Genomic DNA, 13081 nt, shown 5'->3' with positions numbered 1-13081 from the left:
CCATCTTCATTATCCTTAACAATTCGTTTGTTAACTTTAATGTACCTTTTAATAACTAAATTGCTTTCTGCCTGTAGGCACAAACTACAGGCACATAATCAATAACATATTGGTGTAGATAAATCCACCCTAAGAGGGTGATAAAAATCAAAATGTAAAGAAATGTAACTTTTCATTTATTAAACTATAGTTGCAGAAAAATCAATCATTGTGATTAAGCAATTAAAATTAAAAAGTGGCGGTCAAGAATTAGGCAGCTTTTTAACTTCATATTGAACATTTTCACAGTTAGCTAATAAAATTTATATCTTTTGCTGGATACGGTTTTCAGCCTTTGGAGAGATGCTTGAAACAGCTAAAGTCTACGATTCTGAGCTAAACAGAGTTAGGTATTGCCATAGGTACAGACATAATCGATACTAAGAGTTGCTTCTCAAGAAAATCTTAATTCCCCAAATTTAAACATAGTAGAAGGAAATACAATGTTCCAAAGTACGGAAATCATGGTGGGACTCTACAAACCACTATTGTGGTTAGCACAGATTCAAGGAGAATCCTCAAACGTCACGCCAGCACAGGCATCAGTTCTCACTTCTGGGCCGCGCTTTTTTGTGGCTTTAATCTCCGGCGTGATTTTAGCCTTTGCTTTCCAATTAGTTCTAACTAATCTCTCCCTTGCAGCTGGTATTTCCTACCTGGGGCACTCATCTGACTCGGATTCCGATTCTGGGGAAGTCGGAAGTTTGGGCGGCAGCATTCGCAAAATCGGCACCGCAGTGGGGATTTGGACATTAGTCACTGTGACGATCGCCTTATTAATCGCTTCTTTTCTCGCGGTGAAATTGAGCCTGGTAATTTTAGACCCAGCATTGGGAGCGATTCTCGGCTTGGTAATTTGGGGTGCTTACTTTTTAATCCTGGTTTGGGTAAGTTCCACCACCGTAGGTTCCTTAATTGGCTCAGTCGTAAATACGGCAACTTCTGGGTTTCAGGCGATTATGGGGACAGCCACCGCCGCACTGGGCGCAAAAGCTGTCAATAACCAAGTTGTAGCGACGGCTGAAGCTGCCGCTAGCGCTATCCGTCGGGAACTAGGGAGCGCCATCGACCCTACAAGTATCCGGGAGAACATAGAGGATTACTTAGAAAAGCTCCGTCCCCCAGAGCTAGATTTGTCGAAAATTCGGAGTGACTTTGAAAATTTACTCAACGATCCGCAATTAAAAGCGCTCGCTGGGACTTCAGACATTCGCAACATCAACCGCGAAAAGTTCATCGAGTTAGTCAGCAGTCGCACCGACCTTTCCAAAAAAGACGTTAGCCGCATTGCTGATACGTTGTATAAAGTTTGGCAGCAAGTGGTGAGTCAGCAATCACCCACCCCAGACGGTCTGGCTGAGTTAATGGATTATCTGAAATCAGTTCCAGCAGGACAAAGCAAGACAGATGAACTCAACGCCAAGCTGGATCGGTTAGTAGCAGAAAAGCGTGATTCCAAACAAGCTGACCAAAAAGCGGCTCCAGGGCTAATTCAAAGTACACTCCAACAAGGATTATCTGCCTTAAGCGCCACTGTGTTAGGACGGACAGATTTGCCTGATTTGGATGTGGAAAAAATCTTGCGTAGCCTCACCACTGCCAAAGATAAAGTCACTCAACAAGCAGATAAGCTAGGGTTACCAACACCTTCAGAACCCTATAGCCCAATTCGGGCTGATGTCGAAAACTATCTGCACAACACTTATGCTTGGCAACTGAGTCGGGAAAAAATCGCTCAGGAATTTCGTGATGTCATCTACGACCCAGCTGCTGATTCAGGAATAGTCAAGAGAGAAGTAGAACGACTATCCCACAACGATTTCGTCAATATTCTGCAACAACGGGGACTACTTACCCAAGCCCAAATTCAGCGGATTGCAAATCAGCTAGAAGCTGTCCGCCAAGAGGTGCTGGTGACAGTGACAGCTGTTGAAGAAAGAGAGATAGTCCAAGACTTGCAACGCGCAGTGGAAAGTTATCTGCTCGTTACCCCGAAAGCAGATTTGACAGCCGAAGGCATTGAGCAGAATTTTAAACCACTGTTGCAAGACCCAGATGCAGATTATGAAACCCTGACATTGCGACTGGCGCTGGTTACACGTCAGGAGATTCGGGAGATATTGCTGCAACGTAATGATGTCCAGCTATATGAAGTAGACAGCATTCTGGATGAGTTTGAAAAACAACGCGATCGCGTCTTGGTAGAATCCAAAGGACTAGCAGAACAGGCACAATATCAAGCAGAAACCCTGTGGTTGAATGTAGAATCATATCTGCGTAATACAGGGAAATCAGAACTTAATCCTGATGCCATCCGCGCGGAGTTCAAAAAGCTACTGGATGATCCTCAAGCTGGAATTAGCTCAATTCGGGCCCGCTTGTCTCGCTTTGACCGCGATACCTTAGTGCAATTGTTGAGTCAGCGGGAAGATTTGAGTGAAGATCAAGTTAATCAAGCCATCAATGCTGCTGAGGAGTCGTGGCATAGTATTCGCCACACACCGCAAGCTGTTGTGGAAAAAGCTAAAGAGCAATACGACTCTGTTACCACCACGATCGCAGATTATCTGCGGAATACTGGTAAACAAGAACTGAATCCAGAAGGTATCCAGCGAGATTTGACCAGATTGTTTGAAAATCCCAAGGAGGGAGCCGTCGCACTGCGCCGTCGGTTGTCACAGGTAGACCGAGATACACTGGTGAAGTTGCTCAGTCAACGCCAAGACTTAAGTGAAGAACAAGTCAATGAAATCATTGATTCTACACAAACTTCGATTCGCAACTTTGTGCGTGCGCCTCGTCGCCTAGCTACTCGCACACAGCAAAGAATGGAAACATTCAAAGGTAATGTGGAAGAGTATCTGCGGCAAACTGGCAAAGAAGAACTCAATCCAGAAGGTATCAAGCGCGACTTGCAATTATTGTTGCACGATCCACGAGTTGGGGTGGAAACTTTTAGCGATCGCCTTTCCCATTTTGACCGTTCTACGATCATCGCCCTGCTAAAAATTCGGGAAGATATTTCTGATGAGGAAGCGGCACGGATTGCCGATAACATGGTGTCCGTAAGGGATCAATTTGTAGAACAAGTGCGGAACATCCAACGAGGCATTCAAGATGCAATTGATGGGGTTTTCGGCCGCATCCGTAACTATCTTAACTCTCTGGATCGCCCGGAACTCAATTACGATAGTATCAAGCGCGATATTCGCACAGTTTTTGATGATCCCCAGGCAGGGTTTGATGCCCTACGCGATCGCCTATCTTCTTTTGATCGTGAGACCCTGGTGGCAATTATGAGTTCTCGTGAGGATATCTCTGAGGAAGATGCCAATGGCATCATCGACCAAATTGAACGGGCCCGTAACACAGTATTGCAACGTGCAGAACGCATACAGCAAGAAGCACAACGCCGCCTAGAACAGGTGAAGCATCAAGCACAGCGGCAAGCTGAAGAAACCCGCAAAGCCGCAGCTACAGCCGCTTGGTGGCTATTTGCCACAGCATCCGTCTCCGCAGTTTTCTCTGCATTAGGAGGAGCCATCGCTGCAAAGCCGTAGTTTAACAAGTTTTCTCCGCTAAATTTTGAGCCTCCTGGTATGGGAGGCTTTTTTTATATTTTGCAGACTTACACGCCATGCTCTTTAAACCATGCCAAAAGACGTTTCCAACCTTCCTTAGCTTCTTTCTCACGGTAAGAGGGGCGATAATCGGCAAAAAAAGCATGGGGTGCATCGGGGTAGACGATAATTTCAGATTTGCTACTGCTGGACTTGAGGCGATCGCGCATTTGCTCTACTGTATCTAAAGGAATACCCGTATCCTTACCACCATAGAGTCCGAGAATGGGGACTGTCAGTTTTGATGCAATATCAATGGGATATTTGGGCTGAAGTTCGGTAGCATCTCCCACGAGTCGCCCGTACCACGCCACACCTGCCTTCAGCTTCGGATTGTGTGCTGCATACAACCAGGTAATGCGGCCGCCCCAGCAGAAGCCTGTAATCGCCAATTTATTGGCATTACCCTTAGCTGATTTCACCGCCCAGTCTACCGTGGCATCGAGATCCGATAACACCTGGGCATCTGGCACTTTGGCTACAATTGGGCGAATTTCGTCTGTGCTGCTTAATTTTGAGACATCCCCCTGACGGATGAATAATTCGGGTGCGATCGCCAAATACCCCAACTGAGCAAAGCGCCGGGTGATATCCTGAATATGCTCGTGGACTCCAAAGATTTCTTGGATCACTAGGACAATGGGGAAATTGTCACCAGTGGCAGGTACTGCTCTATAGGCAGGAATTTCCCCATCTTTAACAGGAATTTTCACTGCACCAGCTACCAACCCCTTGGCATCAGTGGTGATGACTTCGGCAGAAATGGGTTGTACAGCCAAGGCAAAACCCGTCGCCACGGTGGCAGTCGCGATAAATTTGCGGCGTGTTATTTCTTTCATCATCTCTACCTTGAATTGGCGAAAACTTTATTGTTGGTTATCCGTACAGTACTATAATGTAAATACTACGGTTATAGCAATCACTTTACCGTGATATTGACTTTGTTTGCTACCTCTTCGTTCTCTGTAGTTCATTTTATTGCTTTGCTTGTATACAAATAGCGATCGCCTTATTTTTACCGATTTATCCAGTCTTCTCCACCAGCTAACTGAGTTAAATTTTCAGCCACAATTGTGGGTAACTGCTTAGGTGAATAGGAATAAGTTAGCACCAAAAACTTCAAAGCAGTCTGAATTAGCTGGTTTATATCCACCATTTCAGCCAGTTGAAACTGACTATATTTCCCACTCATCACTTCCTCACTAGCATCAGCGATCGCATCTTCAATAACTTCCTCTTCTATCAAATTTTCCCATTCATCTAAATTAATATAGTAAGATGTTTTATTATCTTTGATATTCAGTTTTTTAATTTCTCTGATGGAATTACGAATAGAATTTGCCCATGAACCAGTTAATCGTTGTTCTACTTGGTTTTTAATCAAATGAATCAGCAGAATCCTTAAATAAGCTTGGATATTCCGCAGGATAGCTTGTTTACTCATGCCTTCTAATTCATCAACAATTGCCAAGGCATCTGCATAACGTCCTTCCAAAATACTATTTTTGAGGTCTATTAGTTCTTGGGTCATTTTTTACCGCCTACCTGCTTTCCAATCTTCTCCACCGATTAGCTGAGTTAAAGTTTCAGCCACAACTGCGGGTAATTCCTTAACTGAATAAGAATAAGTTAGCGCCAAAAACTTTAAAGCAGTCTGAATAATCTGATTTCTATCTACTATTTCAGTAAGTTGGAATTCATTGTACATTCCATTCAAAACTTCCACACTGGCATCAGGCACTGCTACTTCTATTTCATCTTCAATATAAGTATCCCATTCGTTTAAATTGATATAATAGGATTTTTTATTGTCTTTGAGATTGAGTTTCTTAATTTCTATAAGTGAATTCCGAATAGAAGCAACCCAAGAATTTGTTAATCGCTGCTCTACTTGGTTCTTAATCAAATGAATCAGCAGAATCTTTAAATAAGCTTGGATATTCCGCAGAATAGCTTGTTTACTCATCCCCTCTAATTGATCAACAATTACCAAGGCATCTGCGTAACGTCCTTCCTGAATACAAGTTCTGAGGTCTATTAATTCCTGTGTCATTTTTATTAACCTCAAAGTTTCATTATCCTAATTTGAATATAACAATTACCCCTGTTTCATTGCTCAGGTAGATATCTTAACCCCTGCCATTAATAAACTCTGAACTTGCACTAGTACAGCACGGCGTAAATAAGCAGACCATTGAAAAGCCCTAAAGAGCTTATGCCATAATACTTTTGACTTTTGACTTTTGACTTTTGACTTCCGCCTTGCGGTACTAGTCTCCAAAACCGCCTCAAAATTCATTCTGAGGCTTAAGTAAGTCGGTGCTAATATTTCAAGCTATGTTAAGAAATTTAAATGTAGGGTGTGTTGTCGCCAAGCGCCGCACCATCAACGATTCAAGGTGCGTTAGCCTACGGCGTAACACACCCTACTTCAACAATATATTTCTTCATATACATTGAATTTTTCTCGCCGACTTACTTATAGCTCAAGTTTTCTAGAGAAGACTGGGTAAAGGTTGTAGTCAACTTGAGTAGACTTGCGCTATAGGAGAAGAAATTTATTTATTGGCGGAATATTGGGCAGGCGCAAGATATAACTAAAGCGTATCTTTCACTTCTTTGCCTGTATCACTTGCAAACTACCACCAGAATATAAAGTTTGCTCACTCGGTTCAAACCCACTCTCTGTTAACAACTTAGCCAAATCAGTTTTCAACAATTCCCAAGCTGTTTCCGTCTCAAACAACAGCAAAAACACTGACACCCCAGGCCAAAATATCGGATTCGTAGGAGCATGAAAATCCACCAGCGTAAACACCCCTCCTGATTTCAGCACCCGATAAACTTCACTAATAATTTTTCGCAATTGCTGAGGCTGCATCTCATGTAATGCAACGCTGGTATGCACCACATCAAACAGATTATCTGCAAATGGCATCTTTTCGGCAAAAGCTTCGACATAGGAAGCTTCAGGTACATTTTGCCGCGCCCGTTGCAAAGACTTGGGTGAGGCGTCCAATCCTGTTACATTTTGTGAAAATCTTACCAAAAATTGCGTCGTTTGACCACTGCCGCAACATAAATCTAAGACCTGAGTTTCTGAGTGAATTGTTAAGCCTTGCAAAGCAAGCTGCCGAAAACGGGCTTCACCACCTACACTTAAGGCTGCTAAACGAGAGATACTATCATACAGCCACTGATAGCGGTAACTCCAATCCCTTAAAATTGTTGCCATTGCATATTTCCTTGCTATTAAGCTTTATTATTTAATAAAGATATATATTGTTAACATTAGTAAAAAACCTGAAAAGATTGGGGGAAAGTAACTGCTATGGGTCGTGTAGGCGTCTTATTACTCAATCTCGGTGGTCCTGATAAGCTAGAGGATGTCGGGCCGTTTTTGTACAACCTATTTTCAGATCCGGAAATTATTCGCCTACCATTTCGCTGGTTGCAAAAGCCCCTAGCCTGGTTTATTGCCTCGCGGCGACTCAAAACCTCTCAAGAAAATTATAAGCAAATCGGTGGTGGTTCCCCACTGCGGCGAATTACAGAAGCGCAAGGGGAAGCTTTAAAAGAACAGTTGGGTTATTTGGGGCAAGAAGCCAATATCTACGTGGGAATGCGTTATTGGCATCCCTATACAGAAGAGGCGATCGCACAGCTTACCCAAGATAATATAGAACACCTGGTAATCTTACCACTATATCCCCAGTTTTCTATCAGCACCAGTGGTTCTAGCTTCCGACTTTTAGAAAAGCTTTGGCAAGAAGACCCAAAGCTTCAACACATTGATTATACCGTCATTCCTTCCTGGTACAAACAACCAGGCTACCTCCAAGCAATGGCGGAACTTATAGCCCAAGAACTCGATCAGTTTCCTAATCCAGACGACGTTCATATATTCTTCAGTGCTCACGGCGTTCCTAAAAGCTACGTTGAGGAGGCTGGCGATCCTTACCAGCAAGAAATTGAGGAATGTACTGCCCTGATGATGCAGACCCTCAATCGGCCCAATGTCCACACCTTAGCTTACCAAAGTCGCGTCGGTCCAGTAGAATGGCTCCAACCCTATACTGAAGATGCCCTCAAAGAACTAGGCGCACAAGGTGTAAAGGATTTGGTTGTCGTGCCGATCAGTTTTGTCTCAGAACACATCGAGACACTGCAAGAAATTGATATTGAGTATCGGGAAGTAGCAGAAGAATCAGGAATTCACAACTTCCGTCGCGTTCCTGCTCCCAATACCCATCCAGTGTTTATTAATGCACTTGCAGACCTGGTGATTGATGCGCTGAAAAACCCCAGTTTCAAGCTTTCGCAAGCTGCCCAAATGAAAAAAAGGGTGAAAATGTACCCCCAAGAGCGTTGGGAATGGGGTCTGACTACTAGCGCTGAAGTCTGGAATGGTCGGATTGCTATGCTGGGCTTCATTGCCTTAATCATCGAGCTGATTACCGGTCACGGGTTCTTGCATATGATTGGGCTTTTGCAGTAAAAGGCATTGGGCATGGGGCATTGGAAAACTCTTCCCTTGTCCCCCCGAAGTTGTGATCTAAGGAAGCCTGATACTTCAGACTTCTCTTTTAGTCCGCGATGCCCTATGCCCTATGCCCTTGTGATACCAGTCATACCACTGCTTCGCGCTACGAACTGCAAACCAGAGCAGTATTAAAGCAATTAATCCTCCTTGCCAGGGAGCACCAAAGGCAAAAAGTACTAGAGCTACACACAAGGTATCTTGAAGAAAGACTGCCCACAAAGGTAAGCCACGTAACCGATAGAACCAACCAACTTGAACTAGCTGGAGTACTAAAGCTAACAAACCCCCAATTAAGGCAATCAGCCAGTTTGGCGTTGCTGTCGCAGAAGCTACTCCTAACCCCATAATTGCTCCCACGAGGGGGGACATAAATAACTCAACTAGTTGTAGCAATCTTTGCCCCCATAGCTTTTTTGAGGCTAATAATTCAACTAAGGACCAACAGCTGAGGCAGCCTAATAAGATTGGTGGAGAAATGTGAGATAAAATTGGAACTTGTGACCATAAGTTACTACCCTGCAACAGTCCAATAATTAACAAAGGTATACCTATTCTCATTCCTGCTGCCGCAGAGGCTGAAAGTGTGGCTAGGATTTCAATCATTAGGGCACTCAGGGTGCTAGGTGAGCAAGTATTTGTTGTTTATACTACCCACTGCTGGTAATAATTCCAGCACTGAACGAAAATTTGTCGGACTTACGCAATACATTTATTCGTTAAGGTTGGGCATTGGGCATTGGTTAATTTTCCATGCCCTGTGCATGACCAATGTCCAGCTTAAGTACTTGATTTTTAGTTGCTCAAGCGTAAGTCCTAATAAATCAATTGGAAGTCCATTTGATTACCCATAATAAAACTTTCCGTATCTGTGTGTCCCCACGTCCTCCGTACCCCTACGGAGAAGCAAGCTACGCGCAGCATCTCCAATAGTGAAGTTCTGCTGGGTAGAAACCGCCGCTCAGACTTCTCTTTGCGTCTGCCATAACTAAGCGTATCTATCCAGACATGATATAAGTTGTGGACTTTATCAAATTAAAATTCGCTGTATTCCATACAAAAGCTCCATTTACGAGTATTAAAGACTCATCAGCGAGTATCAAGGACTCATCAGCGAGTATCAAAGACTCATCAGCGAGTATAAAAGACTCATCGGCGAATATCAAAGACTCGTCCGCGAGTATCAAAGACTCATCGGCGAATATCAAAGACTCGTCCGCGAGTATCAAAGACTCATCAGCAAGTCTAATTAATCGCTTTGTAACCCGCGTATTGCTCTGCATAAGCCAAATGCTATGCGGGTAAAGTCTCATCTAGATGAGCCAAGGCTGTGTGTATTTTGCCTGCATTGAGGCGACTGGCGTGCGGTTTTTTAGCACCAATTTCAAGTAAATAGGAGTTTTACCAATTCGTAATACCCTATGAACCCATGCCAATTACCAATTAAGGGACTGACAAAAAATAAATTATCCAAAATTATTTGTACATTTTTAGGGGCGCAAGGCCTTGCGCCCCTACGATGGGATGTTTTTTTAACTGGAATGTCCCTAAAGCTAAATACCCAACCTTTGGTAAACCTCTTCTAAATGCAGGAGATGCTGTTGGGGGTCAAAACTCACCTCAATTTCTGCTGGGGACAACTTTTGGGTAACACGAGAGTCTTTGCTAATTAAGTCGTGAAAATTGCCTTCTGGCTTATTCCAAGCAGCATGAGCGTTTTCTTGAACGATCGCATAAGCCTCTTCACGGCTGCTTCCCTTGTCTATCAAGGCAAGTAGCACTTTTTGGCTGAACACAACGCCGCCATAGGAGTTGAGATTTCGTTCCATGTTTTCAGGATAGACCAATAGGTTTTTTACCAAGTCGGTTATTTCTATCAACATAAAATGCGTCAAAGTACAAGCGTCTGGCAAAATTACCCGTTCTACAGAACTGTGGGAAATATCCCTTTCATGCCAGAGAGCGACGTTTTCCAAGGCTGCACCTGCATGACTTCTGACGAGTCGTGCCATTCCCGTTAGCCGTTCCGAACGGATAGGATTGCGCTTGTGTGGCATTGCTGAGGAACCTTTTTGACCTTTGGCGAAGAATTCTTCAACTTCCAGAACGTCTGTTTTTTGCAGATTGCGAATTTCTACAGCAAAACGTTCGATGGATGCCGCTACCAAAGCTAATTGTTGCACATAGTCGGCGTGGCGATCGCGGGAAATAACTTGTGTTGAGGCCGTATCGGGTTTGAGTCCGAGTTTTTGGCAAGCGATCGCTTCTATACGGGGTTCAACGTTAGCATAGGTTCCTACTGCACCAGAAATCTTACCCACGGCAATAGTTTGGTGAAGAATTCTCAGGCGTTCTTGGTGTCGCAACACCTCTGCTAACCAGCCAGCTAGCTTGAAACCAAAAGTAATCGGTTCAGCGTGGATACCATGCGATCGACCAGCCATCACTGTATGACGATGTTCTTGTGCTTTTTGGCGAATTACCTGAATCAAATCTTCCAGACGTTGCAATAATATATCCAGGCTGGCAACCAATTGCAGTGCTAAAGCTGTATCCAAAACATCCGAACTGGTTAAACCCAAATGAATATAGCGTCCGGCATCACCTACATATTCATTGACATTTGTCAAGAAAGCGATGACATCGTGGCGGACTACAGCCTCAATTTCCAGCACCCGCTTCAGGTCAAAATCTGCCTTGGCTTTAATTTCCTCAACCGCCTGAGATGGAATGTAACCCAGTTCAGCTTGAGCCTCACAAACAGCAATTTCGACTTGCAGCCAAGTTTTTAGCTTATAGGCTTCACTCCACAGATTAGCCATTTCGGGCAAAGTATAGCGCTCAATCACAGTTCGGCACAGAATACAACCGTCATATTTTACAGTCTAATTAATGTAGATCACTTTTTAGTGCTACTTTTTCCTCAGGGACAGAACGAGTTTTTTAATCAAAGGTGATGATACTAATCCTACCGTCAGCCTCCATATATGCAAACTTCACATCTGCTAAAAATTCCACACCTTGCTGACGTAACTTGCTCATCAACTCATCGTCTGTAATTAACTCTCGTTGCAAATGACGCTGAATCATCCGACCATTTTTTACCAGTAGCAGCGGTGGCTGATTCATAAAACGTTGGAACTGGGGTATTTTGTAGCCTAACCAGTTCAGCAAATAGCTCCAAAAAATCACAGTTCCTACCAGAATCGCGCCCTCAGTAATCGATGTATAATTACTTGCCATAGCATTTTGGGCAGCTTCAGCAAATAGCACAACTACTAGTAAATCACTTATTCCTAGTGTTCCAAGTTGTCGGCTAGGAAGAAAACGTAGGACTGAAAATAGCGCTAAATATACCAGCGAACCACGGATAATCAACTCCAAGACGCTAATGCTAGGAACAAAGATTGACTGCCAATTGATAAAAAACCATTTTTCCCTTAGCACTGATTTTCTTCCTTTCTCAATAGATTTCTGGAAAAAATCCAGTATAAGCTTATTTATCTGTGGTCTTATTTCATAAAGCTGACTTTTATTAGAGGTTAAATCCTTTAATATCTATCAGATTTTTAAATATAAAATCCCAGTATTCAGAGATTAAAATCGCTAATCTTTTCTTCTATTTTTTGAGCGTTTGGGCTTATTAAAAGACTGGAATAAGCGATTAATCAAGTTAGAAGATGGCTTTTTATTAGTGGACGCTCGCCCCGTTGGATTCGTGCCATTATCTTTGGTGTTATCAGACAGAGGTATGGCATCCTTTGTTGGGACTATACCGCTTCCGTACCTTCTGGCATAAACTTGGGTAAACTCTGCACCGAAGAAAAGAATCTGTGCGGCATAGTTAACCCAAGCTAAAAGCACTACCAGTGAACCGGCAGCACCGTAGGTAGAACCAAAACTACCATTACCTAGATATTGTCCTAATAAAAACCTACCGATAGAGAACAAAAATGAGGTAATAACAGATCCAATAAAAACATCATTCCAAGTAATTTTGACATCTGGCAGAACTTTGAAAATTAACCCAAATAGTGCTGTAGTGATCGAAAAAGATAAAACAAAGTTAACTATTCGCCAGAGGAAATCAATACCGGGTAGGATGTTGCCAAAGTATTTTACTAATGCTGCTAACCCCGAACTAATTACCAGAGAAACTAAAAGTAGAAAGCCAATCCCGATCACCATTGCAAAGGACAAAAAGCGTAGGCGAATCATGTTATTTACGCCGCGTCCGGGTTTCGGTTTGACTTCCCAAATCGTGTTGAGGGAATCTTGCAACTCGGTAAATAAACCAGTAGCACCCACTAGCAGAACTACAACACTAATAATGGAAGCAATCGCTCCTGTTTGTGGTTTGTTAGCATTCTGAATAGCTGTTTGGATAAATTGTGCCCCATCTTTACCGACTAAACCTTGAATTTGTGCAACAATTTGACCCCTTGCTGCCTCTTCTCCAAATACTACCCCTGCGATCGCAATTACAATAATTAACAACGGTGCAATGGAAAAAATTGTGTAGTAAGCTAACGCTGCCGCTAACCGTGAAGCTTTATCCTCACTCCATTCTTTGAATGTCTCTTGTAATAACTTCCAAATCGCCTGTAAATTCATCCAATCAGTCTCCTTAGGGAATGTCGCTTACTTCCTGATATATTGGATACTTATTTCTTAAGTAACGACATCCACCCAAGGGAGTTTGTGCAGCGTCCTGGAGGAGGAATTTAGTAGAGTCGATAATTTCCTTGACAGCAATATCTATAAATAATTTTCTTTTTGATAGACAATAGGTAGTGCGATCGCTTTAGTATATAAAATACAGTGAAAGCGATCGCATAATTGCTTGATTGATTAGTCAATTAGTAAGAGTGCTTTTGAAGTG

At 43.1% G+C, this 13081-nt stretch carries 10 protein-coding genes; 2 read left to right on the top strand and 8 right to left on the bottom strand.

Features of this window, described 5'->3' with window-relative positions; genetic code table 11:
* Positions 1 to 482 precede the first annotated feature (482 nt).
* Positions 483 to 3599 (top strand): MFS transporter, encoded by a 3117-nt coding sequence (locus V7K49_RS03620; RefSeq protein ID WP_335204549.1) that lies wholly within the window; start codon positions 483 to 485, stop codon positions 3597 to 3599.
* 68 nt (positions 3600 to 3667) lie between these two features.
* Here V7K49_RS03620 and V7K49_RS03615 read toward each other — a convergent pair whose 3' ends face one another.
* The 4 genes from V7K49_RS03615 to V7K49_RS03600 form a co-directional block, all read right to left on the bottom strand.
* Positions 3668 to 4498, bottom strand: a complete 831-nt coding sequence (locus tag V7K49_RS03615; RefSeq protein ID WP_334875073.1) for a dienelactone hydrolase family protein — start codon at positions 4496 to 4498, stop codon at positions 3668 to 3670.
* 176 nt (positions 4499 to 4674) lie between these two features.
* Positions 4675 to 5190 (bottom strand): DUF29 family protein, encoded by a 516-nt coding sequence (locus tag V7K49_RS03610; RefSeq protein ID WP_335204548.1) that lies wholly within the window; start codon positions 5188 to 5190, stop codon positions 4675 to 4677.
* A 3-nt stretch (positions 5191 to 5193) separates the two neighbouring features.
* Positions 5194 to 5712 (bottom strand): hypothetical protein, encoded by a 519-nt coding sequence (locus V7K49_RS03605; RefSeq protein WP_335204547.1) that lies wholly within the window; start codon positions 5710 to 5712, stop codon positions 5194 to 5196.
* 558 nt (positions 5713 to 6270) lie between these two features.
* Positions 6271 to 6894, bottom strand: a complete 624-nt coding sequence (locus V7K49_RS03600; protein ID WP_335204546.1) for a class I SAM-dependent methyltransferase — start codon at positions 6892 to 6894, stop codon at positions 6271 to 6273.
* A 96-nt stretch (positions 6895 to 6990) separates the two neighbouring features.
* Here V7K49_RS03600 and hemH point away from each other — a divergent pair, with 96 nt between their 5' ends.
* Positions 6991 to 8157, top strand: a complete 1167-nt coding sequence (gene hemH / locus V7K49_RS03595) for a ferrochelatase (protein ID WP_334726054.1) — start codon at positions 6991 to 6993, stop codon at positions 8155 to 8157.
* A 75-nt stretch (positions 8158 to 8232) separates the two neighbouring features.
* On the opposite strand, the gene V7K49_RS03590 is transcribed toward hemH, so the two are convergent.
* The 4 genes from V7K49_RS03590 to V7K49_RS03575 form a co-directional block, all read right to left on the bottom strand.
* Positions 8233 to 8805, bottom strand: a complete 573-nt coding sequence (locus V7K49_RS03590; protein ID WP_334874977.1) for a DUF4126 domain-containing protein — start codon at positions 8803 to 8805, stop codon at positions 8233 to 8235.
* A 947-nt stretch (positions 8806 to 9752) separates the two neighbouring features.
* Complete coding sequence (gene purB / locus V7K49_RS03585; protein WP_335074367.1) at positions 9753 to 11048, bottom strand: adenylosuccinate lyase; 1296 nt, start codon at positions 11046 to 11048, stop codon at positions 9753 to 9755.
* A gap of 94 nt (positions 11049 to 11142) precedes the next feature.
* A complete protein-coding gene (locus V7K49_RS03580; protein WP_335204545.1) occupies positions 11143 to 11646 on the bottom strand; it encodes a DUF421 domain-containing protein in 504 nt (167 codons plus the stop codon).
* Positions 11647 to 11805: 159 nt separating this feature from the next.
* Positions 11806 to 12813, bottom strand: coding sequence for a YihY/virulence factor BrkB family protein (locus V7K49_RS03575; RefSeq protein ID WP_335204544.1), 1008 nt, complete (start codon positions 12811 to 12813; stop codon positions 11806 to 11808).
* Between the last annotated feature and the right edge of the window lie 268 nt (positions 12814 to 13081).

Source organism: Nostoc sp. (assembly GCF_036919675.1).
Taxonomy (GTDB): Bacteria; Cyanobacteriota; Cyanobacteriia; order Cyanobacteriales; family Nostocaceae; genus Nostoc.
This window is presented reverse-complemented; position numbering and strand designations above follow the sequence as displayed.